Source organism: Pseudomonas sp. MWU13-2105, from assembly GCF_023242315.1.
GTDB lineage: Bacteria > Pseudomonadota > Gammaproteobacteria > Pseudomonadales > Pseudomonadaceae > Aquipseudomonas.
In genome coordinates this window covers 212461-237007 of record NZ_JALLIY010000006.1, presented here as the reverse complement: position 1 = coordinate 237007, position 24547 = coordinate 212461, and the positions used below count along the sequence as shown (strand labels likewise).

Here is a 24547-nt window from a genome sequence, read left to right as displayed (position 1 = left end):
TTCTCACACTACCGCGTTGCGTTTGGCCATCTCGATAAGCTCTACCAAGGATTTGGCCTTGAGTTTTTGCATGAGTCTTTTCTTGTAGGTACTGACGGTCTTGTTACTGAGAAACATACCCTTGGCGATTTCCTTGTTGGTCCGGCCCTGGGCAAACAATTGCAGGACCATCAGTTCCCGGTCGTTCACCAGTTTGAACAGTTCGATTTCCGGATTTTCCGGTCCTTCTTTTCGCGCCCCGATCAACGCCTGGCTCGGGAAGTAATTGTAGCCGGACAGTACCGCCTTGATCGCACTCAGGAGTTCGCTCAAGTCTTCGGCCTTGCAGACATAACCCGAGGCACCGGACTGCATGCAGCGCATTGCGAACAGGTTGGGTGTCTGCGCCGTCAGCACCAGGGTCTTGAGCGGCGAATTCATGGCATTGAAGCGGGCCAGTACCTCCAGGCCGTCCAGTTTGGGGATGCTGATATCCAGGATCACCAGGTCCGGCATGCATTCACGGACCATTTGCATGGCGTCGACACCGTTATCGGTTTCCCCAACTATTTCATAACAATCCTCCTGTTCCAACAATATCCTGATGGCCAGGCGAACAACGGGGTGGTCGTCGACGATAAAAACCGAGTTCATAATAAAGTCCCATACGAGCTGCTTGGAAAGCGCGAACCTTAGCTCAGTTGGACAAGCGGGCGCATGAAGGGAAGACCCTACAGAGGTAGTATAGGAATATTCCTACTTCAAATAGGGTTTCGACTTACGGATAGCGCCAGTTTGAACAGGAAGTGCTATCCAGTATTGAAGTGTGCGGTTATACGGAATGCTTAATGATTTATGAGATCTTATGATCTTTTGGGAAGTGTCCTACTTGTATATAGGCGTGTTTTTGCCGGTGACAACCCCGGGAAGGAAGTGGGGGCTGGCGGCCGGGAATCATGCCGAGGGGCTGGGGCAAGACTCGTGGTCGGGCTCGGCGCGGCCGGCCTTCTGCGTGTGCCGGTCCAGGCCCAGCGCGCTCCGCAGGGCGAGCCCGTTCAGCGGTTTGCTCAGGCAGCCGAGCAATGGCAGCCGCCGCTCCCGCGCGAGGGTGCTGAGGGCATCGAGCTCCTCGCTGCTGAGGCTGCTGAGCAGGATTGCCTGCTTGATCATGCCGCCGCGGCAGGCGGTTTCGATCAGGTCCAGCCCGAGCACGTCCGGCAGGCACTGGTCGCAGAGCATCAGGTCGAACGGCGTGTGTGCCGAACTCAAGGCGCTCAAGGCTTCCCGGGCATTGAGCGCCGGTGTCAGGGCATGGAAGCCATAGCTGTTGAGCAGGCTCTGGGTTGCGGCCAGTTGAAAGGGATGATCCTCTACCAGCAACATGCGTAAGTTGTGTTTGGGCATGGTGTTTTCCGGGCGACCTGTCGACTCGGGACAAGGCTACATAGGTAGGCGCTCTGTAGGAAAATATGCCTGGAATCGGGCGCTTGTTGAATGGCAGGTCAGCTTGAGTGTGGGCGGCAGACATAAGAGGAAAGCAATTATTTCAGTGGGCCGGAGCCATGATCAATCAGTTGATTCTCTCACCTGCGTAGGCTTTATCCCGCCAGGCGGCCCGCCCTGACCGGGGGCGGGCCGCCGGGTGTTAAACCGGGCTGGAGCGGCCAGTCATTTCCCGGGCCATTTCGCTGGCATAGCTGTCGGTCATGCCGGCGATAAAGTCGATCACCCGCAGGAACGAACTGTGCAACGGCCACTCGGGCTGCGGCGCGCTGTTACCGAGCAGGTCGAGGATGCGTCGATGCTTGAACGATGGCGTGCGCCCGCCGTGTTGTTCCAGGGCCGCGCCACAGAAGGCGTTCAAGAGGATTTCCAGGGTGGTGTAGGCGCCGATCTCATGCAGCGTCTTGCGCTTGTCTTGGAAGATTTTCTTGCGCGCGATGTCCTTGGCATTGAGCACGCAGCGTTTCGCCGGACCGTGCATGTGTTCCACCAGATCCCCCGGCAGCGTCCCGGCCAGCAGTGCATCCTGCTGCTCGACGAAGGCCCGGGCGGCGGCGTTGGTCAGGTGTTCGATGGCCTTGCCGCGCAAGATCGCCAGCTTGCGGCGCCGGGAGTCCCGTGGCCCGAGTTGCCGGTAGGTTTCCGGCAGATCGTCGCCCACCAGGCCGAGCAGCAGCGACTCGACCTCGGCATAGTCGAGCAGCTCCATTTCCAGGCCGTCCTCGAGGTCGATCAGGGCGTAGCAGATATCGTCGGCGGCCTCCATCAGGTAGACCAGCGGGTGGCGCGCCCAGCGTTGTTCCTCCAATTGCGGCAGGCCGAGCTTGTGGGCGATCTGTTCGAGGATCGGTAGCTCGCTCTGGTAGCAGCCGAACTTGTGCTTCTTGTAACCCAGGGAGTCGGCGTGCCGCGCCGTCCACGGGTACTTGAGGTAGGTGCCGAGGGTGGCGTAGGTCAGTCGGGTACCGCCTTCGAACTGGTGATATTCCAGCTGGGTGAGCACCCGGAAGCCCTGGGCGTTGCCTTCGAAGTTTAGGAAGTCATTGCCTTCGGCCACGCTCATGCCGTCCAGCCAGCCGCGTCCCGCCGCCTGTTGGAACCAGTGGCGAATGGCGTCCTCGCCGGAGTGGCCGAACGGCGGATTGCCGATGTCGTGGGCCAGGCAGGCCGATTGCACGACCATGCCCAGGTCGCTCGGTTCGCACCAGTCCGGCAGGGCGTCGCGCAGGGTTTCGCCGACGCGCATGCCCAGGGAACGACCGACGCAACTGACTTCCAGCGAGTGCGTCAGGCGGGTGTGGATATGGTCGTTGCTGGTCACCGGGTGGACCTGGGTCTTGCGCCCCAGGCGCCGGAAGGCGCCGGAGAAAATGATGCGGTCGTGGTCTTTGTGGAAGGGGCTGCGACCCAGTTCTTCAGGGCTGTGCAGCGATTTCCCGAGGCGTTCGCGGGTAAGCAGGGTGTGCCAATCCAAGGCGCGGCTCTCCGTTGGTGACTGATCCCCCAGCTTCCCGTTTAGCGGGCCGGCCTGCAAGCAAAACCATGCAAGCAAATTTATAAGCCGGCGGCATCGATATCGATCAGCAGCAGCCGTTGGCCGTTGTCGAAGAATTGCCCGGCGGTCAGGCAATACTGGTTGCTGGTGGCGTCACGGTAGGTGCTGGAGAGGATCAGTCGGCGCTCGTCCCAGCCTTCGGCCAGCAAGTGATAGAAGTAGGGCCGCCAGGACCAGTTGTGCCCCAGGTAGCTGCTGTCGGCCTGCCAGGCGTTGTGGCGCCATTCCAGGTTGGGGGTGAGCTGGGTGCCGTGGCGATCGCACTGGTAGAAGCGCAACAGCCAGGGATAGCCGTCGGGTTGCGGCAACTGGCTGAGCGGCGCCTGGCCCTGGGCCCAGCTCTGCAGCGTGGCCATGAGTCCGCCCAGTTGCTGGCGCAGGCTCATCAGGCGCGCGCGTTCGGCCAGCTTCTGCTGCACGTAGCGCTCGCGCAGTTCGGCAAAACGGGCGACAAAGGCGTCGGTGGCGAAGAACTCCAGCTCGGCCTTGGCGAACAGGTAGCCCTGTACGTAGCGCGAGCCGCATTCCAGGGCGAAATTCAGCTCGGCCTCGGTTTCCACGCCTTCGGCGATGATCCAGCAGCCGGTCTTTTCCGCCATTTGCGCCAGGGCCTTGACCACTTCGCTGCTGGGACCGCCACGGGCGGCGGCCTGGAACAGGCGCATGTCGAGCTTGAGAATGTCCGGCTGCAAGGCCAGGACCCGATCGAGCTGGGAATACCCGGCGCCGAAATCATCGATGGCGATGCGCGCACCGGCGGCGCGATAGCGGCTGACCACTTCCGCCAGGCGCAGGCTGTCGCCGCCCAGTTCGGTGATTTCGAAGACGATGCGCCGCGGGTCGACATCGTATTGCGCCAGTTGCTTGAGGCTCGGCAAAGCCTGGCCGTTGCTCAGGCGGCTGATCCAGCGCGGCGACATGTTCAGGCTCAGGAACCAGTCCCGGGGCGCTTCATGCAGCCGGCTCAGGGCGTTGTCGCGGATCTGTCGATCCAGGCGGCGCAGCGCGGCCGAAGGCGTTCGCGGATCGGCGAACAGCGGTCCCACGGAGGTCAGTTGCCCGTTGGCCTGGCGCAGTCGGCCAAGGGCCTCGACACCGGCGATACGGCCGGTGGCGGTATCGATGAACGGCTGAAAGCAGGCGAGCGGTTGCCCGTCGATCACGGTGCCTCCTTGGGCTGGGTCTTATAGGTCTGGCTGCGGCGGGCAAGGCAGATTGGACGCGAACCCGAAGGGTCGCGCCCAGTCCGATGGCTACTGCAAGAATGCAGCCAGCTTTTCTGGCGTCAGGGTTTGGACGCGCCGCCTCGCAGTGCCAGCCGAATCAGCGGTAGCAGGCTGGCGCCCAGGCGCGCCCAGCGCGACAGGCTGTCCACGCCGCTACCCTTGGCGCCCCTGCCGCTCATGAAGCCCAGTAGCGTGACGATACCGATCCCCCACAAGGGCGCATGCTTGATCCCCAGGTTGGCCTGCCAGTTCTGGCCCAGGCCACGCAAGCGCTGCAAGGGTTGCAGCAGTTCCCGGGACTCATGGCGGATTTCCTGGCGATGCATCTCCATGCGCAGGCGGATCAGTGCCTTGCGCATGTCGCGGCGGGTATGGATGTGCGTCAGTTCGGGCAGGCTCATGGCAGCAGTCGCTCGCGATCGTTGGCCAACTCTTCAAGGGTGGCGTGGAACGGCGACGACTCATCGAAGAGTGCCGCCCTCAGGCGCAGGGCGCAGAACAGCGCGGCCAGGCTGTAAAAGACGCACAGGCCGATGATTGCGCCCAGGCGCCAGCTGTCCCAGAACAGGATCAGCACCAGCGCCGACAGCCCCACCAGCAGCAGCAGGCCGAACACCAGGGTCAACCCGGCGAACAGCAACAGGCTGACGGTGCGGGCTTTCTGCTCCTGGAGCTCGATGCCGAACAATTCCACATGGCTGTGCAACAGGCCGAGGAAAGCCGCGCCCAGGCGGCGGGTCGAGGCGCCGCTGCCGCTCGATTCGTCCCCAGCCATATCAGCGCCGCGTCGCCAGCAGGCCGACGATAAAGCCGATACCGGCGGCAATCCCGATGGACTGCCAGGGCTTGGCCTGGACATAGGCTTCGGTCGCGTCGACTGCCGCCTGGCTGTGATCGCGCAGCGAAGCTTCGGTCATTTGCAGGCTTTCCCGGGCCTTGAGCAGGCTTTCCCGAATCTGTGCACGCAACTCATCGGCCTGGTCGCCGGCCAGGCTGGCAGTGTGTTCAAGCAGGCGTTCGGTGTCGCTGACCAGGGTCTGGAAATCCGCCATCAGTATTTCTTGAGGCGTCTGTGTCGTCTTGAGGGCCATCAGGTGTTCTCCGTGAAAAAAATGTCGGTGAAAAGTCTGTGCAGGTTTCGAGTGCGGGCCTCGGTTGAAGGTTCACTGCGATTGGCTGGTACAGCTTTTGCTTTGTGCTGGTGCGTTGTGCCGGGCGGGTGCGCTGTATTTGGGCGCTTTAGAGCCCTGGCCTGCGAAAACCATACCTCAAATAATCGAAAAACGCGGAAAAAACCCAAGGGTTGCTCGCGCTTCGTGTTTCACCCTGCGCCAAAGCGGTTCGCTCTTGGCTCGGGTGGCGCCAATATGGTGCGAAATGCACGGTGATCGAACTGCTTTGGTGCTTTTCCCTGACTTCAGGTCTGCCGTCTCCATGGAAAATTTGCAAAGCGCTGTGGACACTCTGGTCCATGGTTCCAACACCCTGTTCATTCTGATCGGTGCTGTCATGGTTCTGGCCATGCACGCCGGTTTCGCCTTTCTCGAGGTCGGCACCGTTCGGCAAAAAAACCAAGTCAACGCCTTGTCGAAAATCCTCAGCGACTTCGCGATTTCGACCCTGGCCTACTTCTTTATAGGCTATTGGGTTTCCTATGGCGTCAGCTTTTTGCAGCCGGCGGCGCAAATCAGCGGCGATCATGGTTATGGCCTGGTGAAGTTCTTCTTCCTGCTGACTTTCGCGGCGGCGATTCCGGCGATCATTTCCGGCGGGATTGCCGAGCGCGCGCGGTTTGCCCCGCAGTTGTGCGCCACTGCCCTGATCGTCGCCTTCGTCTATCCGTTTTTCGAAGGCCTGGTCTGGAACGGCAATTTTGGCCTGCAGGCGTGGCTGCTGGCACGCTTTGGCGCGAGCTTTCATGACTTCGCCGGCTCCGTGGTGGTGCATGCCATGGGCGGCTGGCTGGCGCTGGCGGCGGTGCTGTTGCTGGGGCCGCGCCAGGGGCGTTATCGCGAGGGCCGGCTGGTGGCGTTCGCGCCGTCGAGCATTCCTTTCCTGGCCCTGGGTTCGTGGATTCTGATCGTCGGCTGGTTCGGCTTCAACGTCATGAGCGCGCAGACCCTGCAAGGGGTTAGCGGACTGGTGGCGGTCAATTCGTTGATGGCCATGGTCGGCGGCACGGTGGCGGCATTGATCATCGGGCGCAATGACCCGGGCTTCCTGCACAACGGCCCGTTGGCCGGGCTGGTGGCGATCTGTGCCGGTTCCGACCTGATGCATCCGGTGGGCGCGCTGGTCACCGGCGTGGTGGCGGGCGGGTTGTTCGTCTGGTGCTTTATCGCGGCCCAGAGCCAGTGGAAGATCGACGATGTACTCGGCGTCTGGCCGTTGCACGGCCTGTGCGGGGTCTGGGGCGGGATTGCCTGCGGGATCTTCGGGCAGCAGGCGTTGGGCGGCCTGGGTGGGGTCAGCCTGGTCAGCCAGTTGATCGGTACCGCGCTGGGGGTGGTGGTGGCACTGCTCGGCGGCTTTGCCGTGTATGGCGCGATCAAGGCGCTGCATGGCCTGCGGCTGAGCCAGGAAGAGGAGTACTACGGTGCCGACCTGTCGATTCACAAGATCGGCGCGGTGAGCCAGGACTGATCCGCCTCGTTTCGTCATGTTCAAGCCCAAGTCGGGGGCGCGGTCCGGTTTTCCGTCGTCAGCGGCTTGCGTCGCGGCGCCGCTGCCGGTCCGCGCCGGCCGGCCGGCGCGCAAGGTTCATTCTCCGTGGGCTGCATCGTCGGCTCGACTGGCCCGGATGGCGGACCTAGAATAAGTCTTCACCTTGTCCCGGACCCTCTTGCCATGCTTCCTGAATGCCAACTGTTCGGCACCCTGGGTTGCCATCTCTGTGAAGTCGCCGAAGCGCTGCTGATGCCTCTGGTCGATCACGGCCTGTTAGTGGAGCTGGTGGACATCGCCGACAGCGAAGCCTGGTTCGACGCCTATGGCTTGCGTATCCCGGTCCTGCGCCGGGTGGACAGCGGGGCCGAGTTGGACTGGCCCTTCGACGTCGAGCAGGTCGTGGCCTTTCTGCGCTGAACCTCCTTATCTCTTCTGTCATGTGCTTGTTGCACCATTACCCGGCGGCGGCGGCGCTTCTGTTTCATCAAATTACCTGCGGTTGCGCTTGAAAAACGACTGTGCTTACGTCGCTGCATGACGTTTAGGCAGCACGTTCCAGTGGTGCAAGGGAGGAAATGAAATGAAAGGGAGGTCGATTCTGCTGGTCAACCAACTGGGCGGTCGCAAGTTCCTGGCCACCGTGGTGGTTGGCGTAAGCACCGCGACGTTGACCTGGTATGGAAAGATCGATGGTGGGACCTACGCCATGGTGATCCTTGGCACGGTGGGTTCGTTCATCGGCGGCAACGTCTATGGCAAAGTCCATCCCAGGGAATCATGAAGGCTGCCGGCCGGCGGCAATCGGTTGGCGGCTCAGTAAAAAATCAGTTACTGTATGTTTATACAGTTTTCGTTCCGGTGTTGGGACAGGATGCCCACCCTGGCGTGCGCACCCGGGAACGGAATCCAGAGAGATAAAGAGGGTTAAAGCATGCTCAATGTCGAACAATTGAAATCCAGCGTGAATCGCATGTCCGCTGATGTGGTGCGTGAAGCGGTACTGGAATTGCGCCTGGACGGGCTGGTAACGGAAGGCAAGACGCCCTTCAACAAGTTGCACTTCAACACCTGTTTCGCGGAAATCGAAGCCTTGTTCCAACGCGCGGGCTATCACCGGCAACTGGATGTGGTGGGTTACCAGGGCTTGTTGTACGCGCTCTACGATCCGGGGCGCTGGGAGGCGGTGGATGTACTGCGCTGGCTGAAGGACTACACCGAGGCGGCCGGGACAAGGTTGCTGGGGAGCAAGATCGCCTCGGGCTGAGGCGCGCGGCTGGCGCCCGGTGCCTGGATCACGTTGCCGCGAGCCTAGGTTCTGCCGGAGTCTTGCGGGATAATGCCGGCTTGCCCAGCCGTTCGAGTCCTGTCATGTCCGCCTTGTCCTTCAATGCCGCCGAGCACCAGGCCAGCACCTTGTACCTGCCACCCGGTTCGTGGACCACGGTGCTGGATTGCCTGTGCGAACACTTCAAGGCGATCAGCCGCGAGCAATGGCTTGACCGCATTGCCCGTGGCCGGGTGCTGGATGCCGGGGGCGCGGCGATCAGCGCGCAGTTGCCTTACCGCGAAGGTTTGCGCATCCACTACTTTCGCGAAGTGCCCAATGAGACGCCGATTCCGCTGAACGAGACGATTCTCTACGCCGACGAGCATCTGGTAGTGGCGGACAAGCCGCACTTCCTGCCGGTGACGCCGGCCGGCGAGTATGTCGAGCAGACCTTGTTACGCCGCCTGATCCGCCGCCTGGACAACCCGAATCTGGTGCCGCTGCACCGTATTGACCGGCATACCGCCGGCCTGGTGTTGTTCTCGGCCAATCCAGCGAGTCGCTCGGCCTATCAGGCGCTGTTTCCGACCCGGCAGATTGAAAAACGCTACGAGGCCATTGCCGCGGCCTTGCCGGATCTGTCGTTCCCGTTGCTGCATAAAAGTCGCCTGGTGGAAGGCGAACCGTTTTTCCGCATGCGCGAAGGGGCGGGTACCTGCAATACCGAAACCGCAGTCGAAGTGCTCGAGAAAAATGCCGGGCTGTGGCGCTATGGGCTGTATCCGGTCACGGGCAAGAAGCACCAGTTGCGGGTGCACATGGCGGCCCTCGGCGCGGGTATCTGCAATGACCCGTTTTATCCACAGGTGCTCAAGGATGCCGTGGATGACTACGCCAACCCACTCAAGCTGCTGGCCCAGGGCCTGCGCTTCATTGACCCGATCAGTGGCCAGGAGCGGCGTTTCCAGAGCGAGATCGTCCTGGACTGGTGAAGCCGGCGACCGTCAATGGCAGGTCTGCGCCGCGCTCACCGCCGCCCGCAGGCCGAGCAGGTAGCTGTCGACGCCGAAACCGCAAATCTGCCCGCGCGCCACTTCGGCCAGCACCGAAGGCTGGTGCAAGGGTTCGTTGCGATGGATATTGGCCATGTACAACTCGATCACCGGCACCGACAAATGCGCCAGGGCGTCGCGAATGTCGTAGCTGCTGTGGGCCCAGGCGCCGGCGTTGATCAGCACCGCGTCCACCTGTTCGCGGGCGCCCTGGCGGATGCGGATGCACATCGCGCCCTCGCTGTTGGTCTGGAAACTGGTGACATCCACGTCGAGCTCCCTGGCCAGCGAGTGCAAGCGGGCGTCGATCTGTTCCAGGGTGATGCCTGCATGGCGGATCGGCTCGCACTTGCCGAACAGATGGTGATTGAGACCGTGCAGCATGAGGACTTTCATGATTCAGCTACCGGAAAGGGTCAATGAGCCCGGGTCGGGGATTCCCATAGAATAGGCCGTCCCCGGCGGTTGTGCCTGCACGCTGTCGCCCTCCGGCAAAAACGGCAGAGCCCGCGCCAGTCGGGCTCTGTGCTGGAGGCGTAGGAGGACTTACAGCTCCTTGACGGTACGCACCTGGTCCTTGTTGATGCGGGTCTTTTTACCGTCCAGTTGCTTGAATTCGTAGAAGCCCGAGTCCTCGTCGTATTTCGGTGTGTCCACCGCCTGGATTTCACGCCCGTCATTCAAGGTGATCACCGTCGGCGAAGAACAACCGGCGAGGGCGGCGAGGGCGGTTGTCAGCAGGAGTGCGGCAAGAGTCCGTTGCGTCATGGTACTTCTCCAGAAAGATTTTTTGAGAATAGCGGCGATTGATGTCAGAGCAGATGAATTACAACGCTCATTGATAGTTTCTGACGGACATAGGCTCAGCAAGTTCCTTGCGAGGCACCATCCGGCGAGTTATCCACGGGTTGCAGCAGCTGCGGGGTGTTCAGATTGGCCAACCTGGGATCACCCGGCGGACACTGCAGGGCCTGGGCCTGCAGTTGCAGCATGACCTTGCGCGGGCTGCGCTCGCCCTGGGCCCAGGCGTTTTCGAAGACCCCGGCCAGGGCCGTGGGGATCACGCACAGCAGTGGCTCCCAGTGCTCGCCCTGACGCAACATCAGTGGCTTGCCCGGCTCGCGGCGAACGGCATCGAGCATGGCCGTGAGCAGGGCGGCGTCGATTTGTGGCACATCGCAGGGCAGCACCAGCAGATGGCCATGGCGTGCCGCCGCGAGGCCTGCGCGAATGCCGGCCAGGGGGCCGGGAAAGTCATCGCTGTCGTCGCTCACCAACTGGTCGGCATACGCCGCGTAGCGCTCGCGGTTGCGGTTGCAGGAAATGATCAGGTCATCGCTGAACGGGCGCGCCACGGCGTGCAGATGGGCGATCAGCGGTTGTCCGCGCCAGTCCAGCAGGCCTTTGTCCTGGCCGCCCATGCGCTGGCCGCGACCGCCGGCCAGGAGCAGAATGGAAAGGTCGTTCACGGGCATGGGGCAGTCTCGACAGCAGCGATAAAAAGGGACGCTGTGATATAACACCGGGCTGTTCCTCCTTACAACTGGACCGAGCCTATGAAAGCCAAGGCTGATACACCTTTCGTACCGCTGAATATCGCGGTCTTGACCGTCAGTGACACCCGTACCTTCGAGACCGACACCTCGGGGCAGCTCTTCGTCGACCGCCTGACCGCCGCCGGGCATCGTCTTGCCGAGCGGGTGTTGCTCAAGGACGACCTTTATCGGATACGCGCGCAGGTCGCCAGCTGGATCGCCGAAGACGTGGTCCAGGTCGTACTGATCACCGGCGGCACCGGCTTTACCGGCCGCGACAGCACCCCGGAAGCCGTTGCCTGCCTGCTGGACAAGCAGGTCGACGGCTTTGGCGAACTGTTCCGGCAGATCTCCGTGGCCGATATCGGCACTTCCACCGTGCAGTCCCGGGCGCTGGCCGGCCTGGCCAACGGCACCCTGGTCTGTTGCCTGCCGGGTTCGACCAACGCGGTGCGCACCGGCTGGGACGGGATCCTCGCCGAGCAGTTGGATTCGCGCCATCGCCCGTGCAACTTCGTCCCTCACTTGAAACTGGCGGCGCCTTGTGAATCCCGTGGGTAAGCCGGGCAAGCTCAGTGCGTTGATGCCGGTGGAAGTCGCCCTGGCCCGGCTGCTGGCGCTGGCCGAGGCGGCGCCGATCCTTGAGGCGCAGCGCGTGCCATTGGCGCAAGCCGACGGCCGGGTGTTGGCCGAGGACCTGGCCTCCAGCCTCGACCTGCCGCCCTGGCCCAACAGCGCCATGGACGGTTATGCCCTGCGCCTGGCCGACTGGCACGGCGAGCCGCTGCCGGTCAGCCAGCGGATCTTTGCCGGGCAAGCTCCCGAGCCCTTGCTGCCGGGAACCTGCGCGCGGATCTTTACCGGTGCGCCGCTGCCGGCGGGGGCCGATTGCGTTGAAATGCAGGAAAACGCCGAGGTGCTCGCCGATGGGCGGGTGCGTTTTATCGAGGCGCTGGCGGTTGATCAGAACATCCGCCCCCAGGGCCAGGAAACCACAGTGGGCGAGGTGGTATTGACCGCCGGAACCCGCTTGGGGCCGATCGAGCAGGGGTTGGCGGCGTCCTTGGGCTGCGCCGAACTGAACGTGGTACGGCGGGTGCGGGTGGCCGTGCTGTCCACCGGCGACGAGCTGGTCGAACCGGGCCAGCCGCTGGGGCCGGGACAGATCTACAACAGCAATCGTGTGTTGCTGTGCAGTTGGCTGGCACGCCAGGGCTGCGAGGTGCTGGACGCCGGGATCCTGCCGGATGACCTGGAGGCGACCCGCCGGCGTCTGACGCAGTTGGGCGATGTCGACCTGATCCTGTCCACGGGCGGGGTCTCGGTGGGCGAAGCCGATTTCCTTGGGATCGCCTTGCGCGAGGCGGGCGAGCTGGAGCTCTGGAAGCTGGCGATCAAGCCGGGAAAACCGTTGACCTTCGGGCATTTTCGCGGGGTGCCGGTGATCGGTCTGCCGGGCAACCCGGCTTCGACCCTGGTCACCTTTGCGTTGTTGGCCCGGCCTTATCTGTTGCGCCGCCAGGGCGTGCGGGAGGTGCAGCCGTTGCAGTTCAAGGTGCCGGCCGGGTTTGTCTGGCCCAAGCCGGGCAACCGCCGCGAATACCTGCGCGGGCGCCTGGAAAACGGTCGGGCGATCATCTACCGCAACCAGAGCTCTGGCGTGCTGCGCAGCGCGGCCTGGGCCGAGGGGTTGGTCGAGGTGTTGGAGGGGAGCACCCTGGTGGAAGGCGACTGGGTGAGCTTTATTCCGTTGAGCGAAGTGCTGGGTTAGCCCGCGAGGCTTTCAGCGGTCTTGCGGGCCTTTTCGCGGATAAATCCGGCTCCCACAAGGTGTGTGTCGAACCGAGAGTTCGCATCCCTGTGGGAGCGGAGCTTGCCCGCGAAGCTTTTAGCGGCCTCACGGCTCTCCAGCCGGATCAGCCCTCCAGCGAACCACCGGCCAGCGCACAGAGCTGGATCGGGTCGAGGATATGCACTTCCTTGCCCTCGGCGGCGATCAATTCGTTGCTCTGAAAACGGGTAAAGACCCGGGACACGGTTTCCACCGCCAATCCCAGGTAGTTGCCGATCTCGTTGCGCGACATGCTCAGGCGGAACTGGTTGGCCGAGAAACCCCGGGCACGGAAACGCGCCGACAGGTTGACCAGGAAGGTGGCGATGCGCTCGTCGGCGGTCTTTTTCGACAGCAGCAACATCATTTGCTGGTCGTCGCGAATTTCCCGGCTCATCACCCGCATCAACTGCCGACGCAGTTGCGGCAGTTGCAGGGCCAGTTCGTCCAGGCGCTCGAAGGGGATTTCACAGACCGAGGTGGTTTCCAGCGCCTGGGCCGAGACCGGGTAGGTCTCGGTGTCCATGCCCGACAGGCCGACCAGTTCGCTCGGCAGGTGAAAACCGGTGATCTGTTCTTCGCCGCCGTCGCTCAGGCTGAAGGTCTTCAGCGCGCCGGAGCGCACGGCATAGACTGAACCGAAGGTATCGCCCTGGCGAAACAGGAATTCGCCTTTCTTCAGTGGTCGGCCACGTTTGACGATGTCGTCCAGCGCGTCCATGTCCTCCATATTCAGCGAAAGTGGCAGGCAAAGAGGGGCCAGGCTGCAATCCTTGCAATGGGCCTGACTATGGGTGCGCAATTTCACGGGGTCGGACATTTCTTAAATCCTTGTGGGAAAACACACATAAGACGTAAGGGTAACTCAGCAAGGGGCACTCAGGCCAGCCTGCGCCAAAATGGCACACCTGTGCCACGGGCGCTCGCCATCCTCCAAGTCGGGCCCTGGCCAGGGTCTACGTGAGCCGCGCCGCGCCAGTCCGGGGCCCGGCTGCCACAACCCCGTGGATCGTTTCAGATCACCCGTGAAAAGCGCTGACGGTTCTGCTGCTCCAGGTACGCATCGAAGACCATGCACACCGAGCGGACCAACAGGCGTCCCGCCGGCAGGACCGTGAGGCGTTCGTGGTCCAGCTCGATCAGACCGTCCGCGGCCATCTCCGTCAGGCGCGGCCAGAGCGCGGCGAAATAACCGCCGAAGTCGATATTGAACTGGCGCTCGATGCTCGCGAACTCCAGGCTCAGGTTGCAGATGATCTGCTGGATCACTTCCCGGCGCAGGCGGTCGTCGGCGTTGCACAGCAGGCCGCGGCTGGTGGCCAGTTGCGCACTGGCGAGGGTGTTCTGGTATTGGTTCAGGTCACTGTTGTTCTGGCAGTAGAGATCGCCGATCTGGCTGATGGCCGAGACGCCCAGGCCGATCAGGTCGCAATGGCCGTGGGTGGTGTAGCCCTGGAAATTGCGCTGCAGGGTCGACTCTTCCTGGGCAATCGCCAGTTCGTCGTCGGGCAGGGCGAAGTGGTCCATGCCGATATAACGGTAGCCGGCGGCGGTGAGCTGCTCGATGGTGCGGTGGAGCATTTCCAGCTTGTCGGCCGGCGCCGGCAGGTCATTGCTGTTGATCCGGCGTTGCGGCATGAAGCGCTCGGGCAGGTGGGCGTAGTTGAACACCGACAGGCGGTCCGGTTGCAGGTTGATCACCTCGTCGACGGTCCGGGCGAAATTATCCGGGGTCTGCTTGGGCAGGCCGTAGATCAGGTCGATATTGATCGAACGGAACTGCAGGGTCCGCGCCGCCTCGATGATCGCCCGGGTTTCCTCCAGGCTTTGCAGGCGGTTGACCGCGCGCTGCACGTCCGGGTCGAGATCCTGCAGACCGACGCTGACCCGGTTGAAACCCAGCTCGCGCAACAGGCCCATGGTCGACCAGTCGGCTTCCCGTGGATCGATTTCGATACCGTAGTCGCCGGAGTCGTCGTCCAGCAGGTTGAAGTGCTGGCGCAGGCAGGTCATCAGTTGCCGCAGTTCGTCGTGACTGAGAAAGGTCGGGGTGCCGCCGCCCAGGTGCAGTTGCTCGACTTTCTGCGCGGGATTCAGGTGGCAGGCGACCAGCTGGATTTCCTGTTCCAGGCGTTGCAGATAGGGCAGGGCACGGCCACGGTCCTTGGTGATGACCTTGTTGCAGGCACAGTAGTAGCAGATGTTCGCGCAGAACGGTATGTGCACGTACAGCGACAGCGGTCGCAGGGCCTTGCGGCTGTCGCGCAGGGCGTGGAGCAGGTCGAAGGTGCCGACCTGGCTGTTGAACTGCACGGCCGTGGGATAGGAGGTGTAGCGCGGTCCCGCGATGTCGTAGCGGTGGATCAGATCAGAGTCCCAACGGATGGCGTCGAGCATGCGGGCATTCCCCCGGATTGGCTGCAATATCCGGAGTCTAGGGGCTGTGCGCAATCGCCATCTTGACCTGTATCAACGGCTGTTAGTGGCCCATCAGCCAGTGCTGGTGCGGCCCCGGCAAGGTCCACAGGCCGAACAGCATTACCAGCAGGCCGCCACTCATACGCACGCTGCGTTTGCGCAGCACGGCGGTGACCCGCTCCGCCGCCAGCCCGGTGGCGAGCAGTACTGGCCAGGTGCCCAGGCCGAAGGCCAGCATTAACAGCGCACTGTCGAGGGCATTGCCCTGGCTCGCCGCCCAGAGCAGGGTGCTGTAGACCAAGCCGCATGGTAGCCAGCCCCAGAGCGCGCCCAGCAGCAGGGCGCGGGGCAGGCTCGATACCGGCAGCAGGCGGTTGGCCAACGGCTGGATATGCCGCCACAGGCCGCGTCCGAGGCTTTCGATGCGGGTCAGGCCACTCCACCAGCCGGCCAGGTACAGGCCCATGCTGATCAACAGCAGCCCGGCGATTACTCGCAGGAACAACGCCGCCGGGCTGCTGGCCACGGCCCAGCCGGCCAGGCCGATCAGCAGGCCGGCGCTGGCATAGCTGAGAATCCGCCCCAGGTTGTAGGCCAGCAGTAGACGAAAGCGCCGGCTGCGCTGCTCCGGGGGAATCGCCAGGGTCAGGGCGCCCATCAGGCCACCGCACATGCCCAGGCAATGGCCACCGCCGAGCAGGCCGAGAATCACCGCCGAGACCAGCAGGGGCGCCAGTTCAAGCATGGGGTGGGGCCTTGTCGTGCTTGTCGGTGATGGCTTTGGTTTCTTCGACGGCGGCGGTGTGCTTGGGGTCCTGGTCGTCGAACAGGATGCTGTGGGCCGGGCCCTCGAGGTCATCGTACTGGCCGCTGTCCACCGCCCAGAAGAAGATGTAGACGGCGATGGCCACGATCAGCAGCGCGGCGGGGATCATGATATAGAGGGCTGGCATGGGAACTCCATGTCCGCGCGGCTCAGGCCGGCAGCGGACGGGTATCTGGCGTGGTCGTGAGCGTCGGCGCGCCGGGCAGGCGGGTCAGGCGCAGGGCATTGAGGACCACGGTCAGCGAGCTGATGGACATGCCGACCGCGGCCCACACCGGAGTGACCCAGCCGAGGGCGGCGAACGGCAACATCAGGCCATTGTACAGGCTGGCCCAGATCAAGTTTTCGATGATGATCCGCCGGGTCCGCCGGGCCAGGCCGATGGCCTGCACCAGGGCACCCAGGCGATTGGACAGGAGCACCGCGTCGGCGCTGGTCTTGGCCAGGTCGGTGGCCGAGCCCATGGCCACGCTGATATCGGCGGCGGCCAGGACCGGCACGTCATTCACCCCGTCACCGAGCATCAGCACCTTGTGGCCCTGGCGATGCAGATCCCGCAGCACCTGCAACTTGTCGTCCGGGCGCAGGCCGCCACGGGCCTCGTCGATCCCCAGTTCGGCGGCGACGCTGGCGACCATCGGCGAACTGTCACCGGACAGCAGCAGGGTGCGCCAGCCGCGCGCGCGGCAGGCCGCCAGCAGCGCCGGGGCGTCATCGCGCAGGCGGTCGTCGAGGACAAACCAGGCCAGTGGCCCGCGAGTATCGCCCAGCAGCAGCCATTGCCCGGCCTCGTCCGGCGTCGGCGGTAGCGGGCAGTTGCCGAGCTCGCAGACAAAGGCCGCCTGGCCGATACGCAGCAGTTGCTCGCCGACCCGACCTTCGAGACCCAATCCAGGCGTGGCGTGGACCTCCTCGGCGGCTTGCGGGGCACGGCCGAAGGCGCGGGCGATCGGGTGTTCGGAACGGTTTTCCAGGGCGGCGGCGAGGCTCAGGCAGCGCTCGCTGTCCAACTCGCGCAGCGGACGGATGGCGCGCAGGGTCAGGCGGCCTTCGGTGAGGGTGCCGGTCTTGTCGAAAATCACCGTGTCGACCTGGTTCAGGCCTTCGAGCACGTGGCCACGGGTCAACAGCAAGCCGAGCTTGTGCAGGGTGCCGGTGGCGGCGGTCAGGGCGGTGGGGGTGGCCAGCGACAGCGCGCAGGGGCAGGTGGCGACCAGCATCGCCAGTACGATCCAGAACGCTCGCGCCGGGTCCAGTTGCCACCAGACCAGGCCGATGAGCGCCGCGGCGAGCAGCGAGAACAGCAGGAACCACTGCGCGGCGCGGTCGGCGATCTGCGCCAGGCGCGGTTTTTCGCTCTGGGCGCGGTCGAGCAGGCGGACGATGGCGGACAGGCGGGTGTCCGGACCGAGGGCCAGGACTTCTACGGTCAGGGCGCTTTCGACGTTCAGGGTGCCGGCGGTGACCGCATCCCCCGTTGTGCGCGTTTGTGGCAGGTACTCGCCGGTCAGGAGGGACTCGTCGATGCTCGACTGGCCCTCGACAATCCGCCCGTCGGCCGGCAGCACGGCACCGGGATGTACCAGCACCCGTTCCCCCTGGCGCAGTTCACTGAGCAGGATGCGTTCGCTCTGGCCGTCGGCGCCCAGGCGCAGGCAGGAAGCGGGCAGCAGGTTGACCAGTTGCGCGGTGGCGGCGGCGGTACGTTCGCGGGCGCGGCGTTCCAGGTAGCGGCCGGCCAGGAGGAACAGGGCGAACATGCCCACGGCGTCGAAATAGAGTTCTCCGACCCCGCTGATGGCGGTCCAGATCCCGGCGCAGTAGGCGCTGCCGATCGCCAGCGAGACCGAGACGTCCATGGTCAGGTGACGGGTGCGCAGGTCGCGAAAGGCGCCACGGAAGAACGGTGCGCAGCTGTAGAACACAATGGGCGTGGTCAGGAACAACGCCACCCAGCGCAGGATGGTGTGCAGTTCCGGGCTCAGGTCGATATTGAATTCCGGCCAGGTGGCCATGGTCGCCATCATCGCCTGGAACCACAGCAGGCCGGCCAGGCCCAGTTGGCGCAGCGACTTGCGGTTTTCACTGGCCAGTTGTTCGCTGGCCTGGTCGGCCTGGTAGGGGTGCGCGGCGTAGCCGATATGACGCAGTTCGCCGAGGATCTGGCTCAGTGGCAGTTGGCGGTCCGCCCAGCGCACTTGCAGGCGGTGATTGGACAGGTTCAGCCGCGCCTCGGCCACGGCGGGCAGGCCGAGCAGGTGTTTCTCTATCAGCCAGCCGCAGGCGGCGCAACTGATGCCCTCCATCAGCAGGGTGGCTTCGGCGAGTTCGCCGTCGTGGCGGACAAAGGGCTTCAGCACATCGGCGCGGTCGTACAGCGCCAGTTCGTCGACCAACTGCACGGGCAGGCTCTCGGGGTTGGCCGAGGTTTCGCTGCGATGGCTGTAATAGTGTTCCAGGCCGCCGGCGACAATCGCCTGCGCCACCGCCTGGCAACCCGGGCAGCAGAACTCGCGGGGTTCGCCCAGGACGACAGCGGTGAAGCGACTGCCGGAGGGGACGGGCAGGGCGCAGTGGTAGCAGGGAACAGGACTGGTCATGGGCGCCATCGGTCAATCAATTGTGGCGAGCGGGCTTGCCCCAATATCAGCCAGTCAAGAATGCTCTCAAGTCTGGCCGAGGTTTGTGGCGAGCGGGCTTGGCCGCGCTGGGCTGCGAAGCGGCCCCAAAATCGGCAAATGCGTTGTATCAGATACAGCGAGATTGCAGGTTTTACGACTGCTTCGCAGCCGAGCGCGGCCAAGCCCGCTCGCCACAGGAGTTTGTCCGTCAGGGAAGAGGGCATTTATCTAGAGCGTTCTTCAGCGCCTTGCAGCGGTTCGTCGCCCAGCTTCAGGTCCTTGTCCTGGCTGATCTGCTCTTCTTCGAACAGGCGCCAGCTCTTGTCGCCCTCGACCCCCAGCAATTCGACGAACCGCCGGCCTTCGATCTTGTCGGCCAGTTGCCCGATATAGCGTCCCGGTTCGCTGGCACTGCGGTTCAGGGTGATCTTGCGGTCCTTTTCCGGCTGGGTCGGCGAGATCAGGTTCAGCTCGACGCTGGCCGGCTGGCTGTTGCCCAGCAGGCGCAGGTCGACTTCACCGGTGACTTCATCCAGATGCACGCTGGCATGCAGCTTCAGGCTCTGGGCCAGCAGTTCGCGGTCCAGGGAACGGTTGATGCCCTTGCCGGCCTCGTAGTAATTGTCGTTGACCAGGTTGTCCGGGTTCTTCACCGCAATGGTCACCATCGACAGGGTCAGGGTCACCGAGCAGGCCATGATCCCGATCAGGATCCAGGGCCAGAGGTGCTTGTACCAGGGGCTTGTGGCGGTGGCTGCGGGCATTGGGTCGTTCCTTAACGGATTTGCGGGCCGATGAATCGGCTCTTGGCTTCAATGTGAATGCTGTCGTTATCGGCATCGCGCAAGGTGAATTTCACCTCATTGGTGCTCGACGGCAGTTGATCGGGGGCGCTGGACAGTTCCATCGGCATGCTGAAGATCTCGCCGGCGGCCACGTGGATCTCGCGCTTGCCCTGCAGTTTCAGGTCGGGCAGTCCGCTGGCATCGAGGACATAGGTATGGTCGCGCTGATCCTTGTTCATGATCTTCAGGCTGTAGACGTTTTCAATCCGCCCTTCGGCATTCTCACGGTACAACACGCGGTCCTTGCTGACGTCGAAGCCCACCAGCGGGCGGATGAAGAACGCCGCGACCAGCAGGCTGATCATGGTCAGCAGCACCAGGGCATAACCGATCAGGCGTGGCCTCAGCTTATGGGTTTTCTGCCCGGAGAGGTTATGTTCGGTGGTGTAGCTGATCAGTCCGCGAGGGTACTGCATCTTGTCCATGATGCTGTCGCAGGCGTCGATGCAGGCGGCGCAACCGATGCATTCGATCTGCAGGCCGTCGCGGATGTCAATGCCGGTGGGGCAGACCTGTACGCACATCGTGCAGTCGATGCAGTCACCCAGGCCCTGGGCCTTGTAGTCGGCGCCTTTCTTGCGCGGGCCACGGCTTTCGCCACGGCGCGGGTCGTAGGAGACGATCAGAGTGTCCTTGTCGAACATCACGCTCTGGAAGCGCGCATAGGGGCACATGTAGATGCACACCTGTTCGCGCAGCCAGCCGGCGTTGCCGTAGGTGGCGAGGGTGAAGAAGCCGACCCAGAAGTACGACCAGCCATCGGCCTCGCCGGTGAAGAAGCTGATGACCAGTTCGCGAATCGGCGAGAAGTAGCCGACGAAGGTCATGCCGGTGACAAAACCGATCAGCAGCCACAGGCTGTGCTTGGCGAACTTGCGCAGGAATTTGTTGGCGCTCATGGGCGCCTTGTCGAGCTTGATGCGCTGGTTGCGGTCGCCTTCGGTGACCTTTTCACACCACATGAAGATCCAGGTCCAGACGCTTTGCGGGCAGGTATAGCCGCACCAGACCCGCCCGGCATAGACGGTGATGAAGAACAGGCCGAAGGCGGCGATGATCAGTAGGCCCGAGAGCAGGATGAAGTCCTGGGGCCAGAAGGTCGCGCCGAAGATGAAGAACTTGCGCTCGGGCAGGTTCCACCACACCGCCTGGTGACCGCCCCAGCTCAGCCACACGGTACCGAAGTACAGCAGGAACAGGCCGGCACCGCCCACCATCCGCAGGTTGCGGAACAGGCCGGTGAAGGCGCGGGTGTAGATTTTCTCTCGCGAAGCGTAAAGATCGACGGTTTCAGGGGTGTGCTTGGCAGGTGGCGTGACGTCGTGTACCGGAATCTGGTTGCTCATCATTGCGTCCCACGGCTGGGGGAAATGCCTCGGTCAGTACGTGCCGACCGCGATCAAAAAGGGTAGTGCAGTGGCGCAATGATACGCCGGTCCCTGCGTTCCAAGGGTGCGACCTTTGGTCGCGTTGGGTCTGCGCTCAGTATGGTGTAGCAGATGTAACAAGACATGATCCAAGTCAATTGACTATAGATGATTGATCATGAACGGGGGGGGGCGAGCGGACTTGCCCCAATGCCGTTCAATCAAGGGGAATGGGATATTGAAAACGCTACCTAACCTGTGGGAGCGGTGCCTGCCCGCGAAGCTTTTAGCGACCTCAAGGGCCTCTTCGCGAGCAAGCTCCGCTTCCACAAGGACCGTGTTCGGCTCTCTCCCTCAAGCCAACAACAAGGTGCTTATTCAGCCGGCTTGTTATCCCCATGGGACAGGCTGTAGACATAGGCGGCGAGCAAGTGAACCTTGTCGTTGCCCTGCAGCTGTGCCTGGGCCGGCATCTGCCCTTGGCGACCATAACGGATGGTCTGTTGCAGCTGCGCGAAGCTCGAACCGTAGATGAATGCCGCCGGGTGCGTCAGGTTCGGCGCGCCCATGGCCGGGGTGCCCTTGCCTTCAGGACCGTGGCAGGCCACGCAGTTGGCGGCGAAGAGTTTCTGCCCCGCCACCGGGTCGGCCTTGGCGCCTTCCGGCAGCTTGCGGCCGTCGAGGTTGGTCAGCACGAACGAAGCGACATCGGCCACGCCTTGCTCGCCGATGACTTCGGCCCAGGCCGGCATCACCGCGTGGCGACCGCCCATGATGGTGGTCTTGATGGTTTCCGGCTCGCCGCCCCAGCGCCAATCCTCGTCGGTCAGGTTGGGGAAGCCGTAGGCGCCCTTGGCGTCGGAACCGTGGCACACCGAGCAGTTGGAAGCGAACAGGCGCGCGCCCATCTTCAGTGCTTGCGGGTCCTTGGCCACGTCCTCGATAGGCATGGCGGCGTACTTGGCGAAGATCGGCCCGAACTTGGCATCCGAACGAGCCATTTCCTTTTCCCACTCGTGCACGCCGGTCCAGCCGTTCTGGCCGTTGGCAAAGGGGGTCTGCTTATCGTTGTCGAGGTAGTTGTAGCCCGGCAGCAGGCCTTTCCAGTTGCCCAGGCCCGGGTACAGGGCCAGGTAGCCGAGGGCGAAGATGATGGTGCCGACGAACAGCATGAACCACCATTTGGGCAGCGGGTTGTCGTACTCCTCGATACCGTCGAAGGAGTGGCCAACCGTCTCGTCGGTCTGCTCGGCGCGCTGGCCCTTGCGGGTGGACAGCAGCAACCAGGTCAGGGCGAAGATGGTACCCAGGCTGAGGACTGTGACGTACAGACTCCAGAATGTAGTCATTCTTTGTTACTCCTAGACGCTTTTTCGACCTGCTTGATGGCTTCGGGGTCATCCGCGAAAGGCAACAAGGTCGCGTCCTCGAATTCCGACTTGCGCCGCGGGCTGAACACCCACAGCGCCAGGCCGATAAAGGCCACCATCACCACCAGGGTGCCCAGGCCACGAATCATCCCGATATCCATCCAGATCACCGTTTGCTTTTGATGATGGTGCCCAGGCCTTGCAAGTAGGCCACCAGCGCGTCCATTTCGGTCTTGCCCTTCACGGCATCCTTGGCCCCGGCGATGTCTTCGTCGGTGTAAGGCACGCCGAGGGTGCGCAGGACTTCCATTTTCTTCGCCGTGTCCTTGCCGTCGAGCTTGTTTTCCACCAGGAACGGGTAAGCCGGCATTTTCGACTCGGGCACCACGTTGCGCGGGTTGTACAGGTGCGCGCGGTGCCAGTCATCGGAGTAACGTCCGCCGACCCGGGCCAGGTCCGGCCCGGTGCGCTTGGAGCCCCAGAGGAACGGGTGGTCCCAGACGCTTTCACCGGCCACCGAGTAATGCCCGTAGCGTTCGGTCTCGGCGCGGAACGGACGGATCATCTGCGAGTGGCAGCCGACACAGCCGTTGGCGATATAGATGTCGCGGCCTTCCAGTTCCAGCGCGGTGCGTGGCTTCATGCCCTCGACCGGCTTGTTGGTGACGTCCTGGAAGAACAGCGGGACGATCTGGGTCAGGCCGCCGATGCTCACGGCGATGACCATGAAGAAGGCCAGCAGGCCGATATTTTTCTCGACTACTTCGTGCTTCATCAGTGAGCTCCAGCGACAGCGATCTGAGCGGCGGCTTCAGCTTCAGCCGGGTCCGAGGCGCGAACGGTACGGAACACGTTGTAGGCCATGAACAGCATGCCGCTGGCGAAGAACGCACCGCCCAGGGCGCGAACGATATAGCCGGGGTGGCTGGCCTGCAGCGCTTCGACGAACGAATAGGTCAGGGTGCCGTCGTCGTTGATCGCGCGCCACATCAGGCCCTGGGTGATGCCGTTGACCCACATCGAGGCGATGTAGAGCACGGTGCCGATGGTGGCGAGCCAGAAGTGCGCGTTGATCAGGCCGATGCTGTGCATCTGCGGCCGGCCGAAGATTTTCGGGATCATGTGGTAGATCGCGCCGATGGAGATCATCGCCACCCAACCGAGGGCCCCGGCGTGCACGTGGCCGATGGTCCAGTCGGTGTAGTGGGACAGCGAGTTGACGGTCTTGATCGCCATCATCGGCCCTTCGAAGGTCGACATGCCGTAGAACGCCAGCGATACCACCAGGAAGCGCAGGATCGGGTCGGTGCGCAGCTTATGCCAGGCGCCCGAGAGGGTCATCATGCCGTTGATCATGCCGCCCCAGCTCGGGGCCAGGAGGATGATCGACATCGCCATGCCCAGCGACTGGGCCCAGTCCGGCAGGGCGGTGTAGTGCAGGTGGTGGGGGCCGGCCCAGATGTACAGGGTGATCAGCGCCCAGAAGTGCACGATGGACAGGCGATAGGAGTAGATCGGCCGCTCGGCCTGTTTCGGCACGAAGTAGTACATCATCCCGAGAAAGCCGGTGGTCAGGAAGAAGCCCACGGCGTTGTGCCCGTACCACCACTGGATCATCGCATCGGTCGCCCCGGCATAGGCCGAGTAGGACTTGAAGAAGCTCACCGGCAGCGAGATGTGGTTAACGATGTGCAGCATCGCCGTGACGATGATGAAAGCACCGTAGAACCAGTTGCCGACATAGATGTGCTTGGTCTTGCGCTTGATGATGGTGCCGAAGAACACCAGGGCGTAGACCACCCAGACAATCGCCAGGAGGATTGCCAGCGGCCATTCCAGTTCGGCGTATTCCTTGGTCGTGGTGTAACCCAGGGGCAGGGTGATCCCGGCGCCGACGATTACCGCCTGCCAACCCCAGAAGTGGAAGGCCGCGAGGCCGTCGGAGATCAGTCGTACCTGGCAGGTTCGCTGCACGACATAGTAGGAGGTGGCAAACAACGCACAACCACCGAAGGCGAAGATCACCAGGTTGGTGTGCAGCGGGCGCAGGCGTCCAAAACTCGTCCAGGGCAGGCCGAAATTCAACTCCGGCCAGACCAGTTGCGAGGCGATGAAGACACCGAGCCCCATGCCAAGGATCCCCCAGACCACCGTCATGATGGCGAACTGGCGGACTACCTTATAGTTATAAGCAGTCGGACTGATTGCTGTGCTCATTCTAAGGTTCCACGGTTTAGGTATATTTATTAGGGTGAAAATCGCCCGCAAGTATGGATAAAGAGTAGGGTCATTGCAACGCGCCATGACCTGGGTCAATACCGTGCGACGCTGATTCTGCGGCCTTTCCATGCTCGGTGTAAGGTCAAAGCGCGCCCTCGGAAAGTCCGGAATCGACCGGCAGGCGAGGGAATACGGTTTGATCGAAGTTTGCAAAGCTTAGTACCGATTCCCCGGAGTGGGTAGGCGGACTAAAGGAGAGGTGCGA

The 24547-nt window shown here is 63.1% G+C and carries 28 protein-coding genes; 7 read left to right on the top strand and 21 right to left on the bottom strand.

Annotated features, from left to right (window positions below; translation table 11 throughout):
• Window positions 1–3 precede the first annotated feature (3 nt).
• From M5B96_RS10800 to M5B96_RS10770, 7 genes are all read right to left on the bottom strand, one after another.
• Window positions 4–633, bottom strand: coding sequence for a response regulator transcription factor (locus M5B96_RS10800; RefSeq protein ID WP_040064687.1), 630 nt, complete (start codon window positions 631–633; stop codon window positions 4–6).
• Between the two features lie 300 nt (window positions 634–933).
• Window positions 934–1383, bottom strand: a complete 450-nt coding sequence (locus M5B96_RS10795; RefSeq protein WP_248796700.1) for a response regulator — start codon at window positions 1381–1383, stop codon at window positions 934–936.
• 241 nt (window positions 1384–1624) lie between these two features.
• Window positions 1625–2956 (bottom strand): deoxyguanosinetriphosphate triphosphohydrolase, encoded by a 1332-nt coding sequence (locus tag M5B96_RS10790; RefSeq protein ID WP_248796699.1) that lies wholly within the window; start codon window positions 2954–2956, stop codon window positions 1625–1627.
• 80 nt (window positions 2957–3036) lie between these two features.
• Entirely contained in the window at window positions 3037–4200 is a 1164-nt protein-coding gene (locus tag M5B96_RS10785; protein ID WP_248796698.1) for an EAL domain-containing protein, read from the bottom strand.
• A gap of 122 nt (window positions 4201–4322) precedes the next feature.
• Window positions 4323–4664 carry a hypothetical protein gene (locus M5B96_RS10780; RefSeq protein ID WP_248796697.1) on the bottom strand — a complete coding sequence of 114 codons (342 nt, stop codon included), beginning with the start codon at window positions 4662–4664 and terminating at the stop codon, window positions 4323–4325.
• Window positions 4661–5038 carry a phage holin family protein gene (locus M5B96_RS10775; protein ID WP_248796696.1) on the bottom strand — a complete coding sequence of 126 codons (378 nt, stop codon included), beginning with the start codon at window positions 5036–5038 and terminating at the stop codon, window positions 4661–4663. The genes M5B96_RS10780 and M5B96_RS10775 overlap by 4 nt, the downstream gene beginning before the upstream one ends.
• Before the next feature lies 1 nt (window position 5039).
• On the bottom strand, window positions 5040–5354 hold the full coding sequence (locus tag M5B96_RS10770; protein ID WP_248796695.1) for a DUF883 family protein: 315 nt from the start codon (window positions 5352–5354) through the stop codon (window positions 5040–5042).
• A 343-nt stretch (window positions 5355–5697) separates the two neighbouring features.
• Between M5B96_RS10770 and M5B96_RS10765 the strand changes: the two genes are divergently transcribed.
• The 5 genes from M5B96_RS10765 to M5B96_RS10745 all read left to right on the top strand — a co-directional run bounded on the left by M5B96_RS10765 (window position 5698) and on the right by M5B96_RS10745 (window position 9189).
• Window positions 5698–6906 carry an ammonium transporter gene (locus tag M5B96_RS10765; protein WP_248796694.1) on the top strand — a complete coding sequence of 403 codons (1209 nt, stop codon included), beginning with the start codon at window positions 5698–5700 and terminating at the stop codon, window positions 6904–6906.
• A 204-nt stretch (window positions 6907–7110) separates the two neighbouring features.
• Window positions 7111–7347, top strand: a complete 237-nt coding sequence (locus M5B96_RS10760) for a glutaredoxin family protein (RefSeq protein ID WP_248796693.1) — start codon at window positions 7111–7113, stop codon at window positions 7345–7347.
• A 163-nt stretch (window positions 7348–7510) separates the two neighbouring features.
• Window positions 7511–7711 (top strand): hypothetical protein, encoded by a 201-nt coding sequence (locus M5B96_RS10755; protein ID WP_040064674.1) that lies wholly within the window; start codon window positions 7511–7513, stop codon window positions 7709–7711.
• A 150-nt stretch (window positions 7712–7861) separates the two neighbouring features.
• Window positions 7862–8194, top strand: a complete 333-nt coding sequence (locus M5B96_RS10750; RefSeq protein WP_248796692.1) for a transcriptional regulator — start codon at window positions 7862–7864, stop codon at window positions 8192–8194.
• 104 nt (window positions 8195–8298) lie between these two features.
• On the top strand, window positions 8299–9189 hold the full coding sequence (locus M5B96_RS10745) for a pseudouridine synthase (RefSeq protein WP_248796691.1): 891 nt from the start codon (window positions 8299–8301) through the stop codon (window positions 9187–9189).
• Window positions 9190–9201: 12 nt separating this feature from the next.
• Here M5B96_RS10745 and M5B96_RS10740 read toward each other — a convergent pair whose 3' ends face one another.
• From M5B96_RS10740 to mobA, 3 genes are all read right to left on the bottom strand, one after another.
• The gene (locus M5B96_RS10740; RefSeq protein ID WP_248796690.1) at window positions 9202–9645 is read right to left on the bottom strand and encodes a type II 3-dehydroquinate dehydratase; all 444 of its coding nucleotides are present in this window, start codon (window positions 9643–9645) and stop codon (window positions 9202–9204) included.
• 150 nt (window positions 9646–9795) lie between these two features.
• Window positions 9796–10017: a YgdI/YgdR family lipoprotein gene (locus M5B96_RS10735; RefSeq protein WP_248796689.1), complete on the bottom strand. Its 222-nt coding sequence runs from the start codon at window positions 10015–10017 to the stop codon at window positions 9796–9798.
• A gap of 95 nt (window positions 10018–10112) precedes the next feature.
• The gene (gene mobA, locus M5B96_RS10730; protein ID WP_248796688.1) at window positions 10113–10724 is read right to left on the bottom strand and encodes a molybdenum cofactor guanylyltransferase MobA; all 612 of its coding nucleotides are present in this window, start codon (window positions 10722–10724) and stop codon (window positions 10113–10115) included.
• 81 nt (window positions 10725–10805) lie between these two features.
• Between mobA and moaB the strand changes: the two genes are divergently transcribed.
• Entirely contained in the window at window positions 10806–11345 is a 540-nt protein-coding gene (gene moaB / locus M5B96_RS10725; protein WP_248796687.1) for a molybdenum cofactor biosynthesis protein B, read from the top strand.
• Between the two features lie 22 nt (window positions 11346–11367).
• Window positions 11368–12555, top strand: coding sequence for a gephyrin-like molybdotransferase Glp (glp, locus tag M5B96_RS10720; RefSeq protein ID WP_248796819.1), 1188 nt, complete (start codon window positions 11368–11370; stop codon window positions 12553–12555).
• Window positions 12556–12700: 145 nt separating this feature from the next.
• Here the strand turns inward: glp and fnr are convergent, their stop codons facing one another.
• The 11 genes from fnr to ccoN all read right to left on the bottom strand — a co-directional run bounded on the left by fnr (window position 12701) and on the right by ccoN (window position 24279).
• Window positions 12701–13435, bottom strand: coding sequence for a fumarate/nitrate reduction transcriptional regulator Fnr (fnr, locus tag M5B96_RS10715; protein ID WP_248796686.1), 735 nt, complete (start codon window positions 13433–13435; stop codon window positions 12701–12703).
• 194 nt (window positions 13436–13629) lie between these two features.
• Window positions 13630–15012 (bottom strand): oxygen-independent coproporphyrinogen III oxidase, encoded by a 1383-nt coding sequence (gene hemN / locus M5B96_RS10710; RefSeq protein ID WP_248796685.1) that lies wholly within the window; start codon window positions 15010–15012, stop codon window positions 13630–13632.
• 82 nt (window positions 15013–15094) lie between these two features.
• On the bottom strand, window positions 15095–15778 hold the full coding sequence (locus tag M5B96_RS10705; protein ID WP_248796684.1) for a sulfite exporter TauE/SafE family protein: 684 nt from the start codon (window positions 15776–15778) through the stop codon (window positions 15095–15097).
• Entirely contained in the window at window positions 15771–15986 is a 216-nt protein-coding gene (gene ccoS / locus M5B96_RS10700) for a cbb3-type cytochrome oxidase assembly protein CcoS (RefSeq protein ID WP_248796683.1), read from the bottom strand. The genes M5B96_RS10705 and ccoS overlap by 8 nt, the downstream gene beginning before the upstream one ends.
• Before the next feature lie 22 nt (window positions 15987–16008).
• Window positions 16009–18459 carry a heavy metal translocating P-type ATPase gene (locus tag M5B96_RS10695; protein ID WP_248796682.1) on the bottom strand — a complete coding sequence of 817 codons (2451 nt, stop codon included), beginning with the start codon at window positions 18457–18459 and terminating at the stop codon, window positions 16009–16011.
• Between the two features lie 245 nt (window positions 18460–18704).
• Complete coding sequence (locus M5B96_RS10690) at window positions 18705–19244, bottom strand: FixH family protein (RefSeq protein ID WP_248796681.1); 540 nt, start codon at window positions 19242–19244, stop codon at window positions 18705–18707.
• Between the two features lie 11 nt (window positions 19245–19255).
• Window positions 19256–20671 (bottom strand): cytochrome c oxidase accessory protein CcoG, encoded by a 1416-nt coding sequence (gene ccoG, locus M5B96_RS10685; protein ID WP_248796680.1) that lies wholly within the window; start codon window positions 20669–20671, stop codon window positions 19256–19258.
• 395 nt (window positions 20672–21066) lie between these two features.
• A complete protein-coding gene (ccoP, locus tag M5B96_RS10680) occupies window positions 21067–22041 on the bottom strand; it encodes a cytochrome-c oxidase, cbb3-type subunit III (RefSeq protein ID WP_248796679.1) in 975 nt (324 codons plus the stop codon).
• A complete protein-coding gene (locus tag M5B96_RS10675) occupies window positions 22038–22223 on the bottom strand; it encodes a cbb3-type cytochrome oxidase subunit 3 (protein ID WP_100940961.1) in 186 nt (61 codons plus the stop codon). The genes ccoP and M5B96_RS10675 overlap by 4 nt, the downstream gene beginning before the upstream one ends.
• Before the next feature lie 5 nt (window positions 22224–22228).
• Window positions 22229–22837, bottom strand: coding sequence for a cytochrome-c oxidase, cbb3-type subunit II (gene ccoO / locus M5B96_RS10670; protein ID WP_019361778.1), 609 nt, complete (start codon window positions 22835–22837; stop codon window positions 22229–22231).
• On the bottom strand, window positions 22837–24279 hold the full coding sequence (gene ccoN / locus M5B96_RS10665; protein ID WP_248796678.1) for a cytochrome-c oxidase, cbb3-type subunit I: 1443 nt from the start codon (window positions 24277–24279) through the stop codon (window positions 22837–22839). Before ccoN ends, ccoO begins: the two co-directional genes overlap by 1 nt.
• Window positions 24280–24547 lie beyond the last annotated feature (268 nt).

What these genes read in the sequence shown, in the direction of transcription:
- M5B96_RS10780 (WP_248796697.1), bottom strand. Translation starts at nt 4,664, where the DNA reads ATGAGCCTGCCCGAACTGACGCACATCCATACCCGCCGCGACATGCGC.
- ccoN (WP_248796678.1), bottom strand. Translation starts at nt 24,279, where the DNA reads ATGAGCACAGCAATCAGTCCGACTGCTTATAACTATAAGGTAGTCCGC.
- mobA (WP_248796688.1), bottom strand. Translation starts at nt 10,724, where the DNA reads ATGCCCGTGAACGACCTTTCCATTCTGCTCCTGGCCGGCGGTCGCGGC.
- M5B96_RS10765 (WP_248796694.1), top strand. Translation starts at nt 5,698, where the DNA reads ATGGAAAATTTGCAAAGCGCTGTGGACACTCTGGTCCATGGTTCCAAC.
- M5B96_RS10735 (WP_248796689.1), bottom strand. Translation starts at nt 10,017, where the DNA reads ATGACGCAACGGACTCTTGCCGCACTCCTGCTGACAACCGCCCTCGCC.
- hemN (WP_248796685.1), bottom strand. Translation starts at nt 15,012, where the DNA reads ATGCTCGACGCCATCCGTTGGGACTCTGATCTGATCCACCGCTACGAC.
- ccoS (WP_248796683.1), bottom strand. Translation starts at nt 15,986, where the DNA reads ATGCCAGCCCTCTATATCATGATCCCCGCCGCGCTGCTGATCGTGGCC.
- M5B96_RS10695 (WP_248796682.1), bottom strand. Translation starts at nt 18,459, where the DNA reads ATGACCAGTCCTGTTCCCTGCTACCACTGCGCCCTGCCCGTCCCCTCC.
- glp (WP_248796819.1), top strand. Translation starts at nt 11,368, where the DNA reads ATGCCGGTGGAAGTCGCCCTGGCCCGGCTGCTGGCGCTGGCCGAGGCG.
- M5B96_RS10705 (WP_248796684.1), bottom strand. Translation starts at nt 15,778, where the DNA reads ATGCTTGAACTGGCGCCCCTGCTGGTCTCGGCGGTGATTCTCGGCCTG.
- M5B96_RS10745 (WP_248796691.1), top strand. Translation starts at nt 8,299, where the DNA reads ATGTCCGCCTTGTCCTTCAATGCCGCCGAGCACCAGGCCAGCACCTTG.
- M5B96_RS10690 (WP_248796681.1), bottom strand. Translation starts at nt 19,244, where the DNA reads ATGCCCGCAGCCACCGCCACAAGCCCCTGGTACAAGCACCTCTGGCCC.
- moaB (WP_248796687.1), top strand. Translation starts at nt 10,806, where the DNA reads ATGAAAGCCAAGGCTGATACACCTTTCGTACCGCTGAATATCGCGGTC.
- M5B96_RS10760 (WP_248796693.1), top strand. Translation starts at nt 7,111, where the DNA reads ATGCTTCCTGAATGCCAACTGTTCGGCACCCTGGGTTGCCATCTCTGT.
- fnr (WP_248796686.1), bottom strand. Translation starts at nt 13,435, where the DNA reads ATGTCCGACCCCGTGAAATTGCGCACCCATAGTCAGGCCCATTGCAAG.
- M5B96_RS10740 (WP_248796690.1), bottom strand. Translation starts at nt 9,645, where the DNA reads ATGAAAGTCCTCATGCTGCACGGTCTCAATCACCATCTGTTCGGCAAG.
- ccoG (WP_248796680.1), bottom strand. Translation starts at nt 20,671, where the DNA reads ATGAGCAACCAGATTCCGGTACACGACGTCACGCCACCTGCCAAGCAC.
- M5B96_RS10675 (WP_100940961.1), bottom strand. Translation starts at nt 22,223, where the DNA reads ATGGATATCGGGATGATTCGTGGCCTGGGCACCCTGGTGGTGATGGTG.
- M5B96_RS10800 (WP_040064687.1), bottom strand. Translation starts at nt 633, where the DNA reads ATGAACTCGGTTTTTATCGTCGACGACCACCCCGTTGTTCGCCTGGCC.
- M5B96_RS10795 (WP_248796700.1), bottom strand. Translation starts at nt 1,383, where the DNA reads ATGCCCAAACACAACTTACGCATGTTGCTGGTAGAGGATCATCCCTTT.
- M5B96_RS10755 (WP_040064674.1), top strand. Translation starts at nt 7,511, where the DNA reads ATGAAAGGGAGGTCGATTCTGCTGGTCAACCAACTGGGCGGTCGCAAG.
- M5B96_RS10770 (WP_248796695.1), bottom strand. Translation starts at nt 5,354, where the DNA reads ATGGCCCTCAAGACGACACAGACGCCTCAAGAAATACTGATGGCGGAT.
- M5B96_RS10750 (WP_248796692.1), top strand. Translation starts at nt 7,862, where the DNA reads ATGCTCAATGTCGAACAATTGAAATCCAGCGTGAATCGCATGTCCGCT.
- M5B96_RS10775 (WP_248796696.1), bottom strand. Translation starts at nt 5,038, where the DNA reads ATGGCTGGGGACGAATCGAGCGGCAGCGGCGCCTCGACCCGCCGCCTG.
- ccoO (WP_019361778.1), bottom strand. Translation starts at nt 22,837, where the DNA reads ATGAAGCACGAAGTAGTCGAGAAAAATATCGGCCTGCTGGCCTTCTTC.
- ccoP (WP_248796679.1), bottom strand. Translation starts at nt 22,041, where the DNA reads ATGACTACATTCTGGAGTCTGTACGTCACAGTCCTCAGCCTGGGTACC.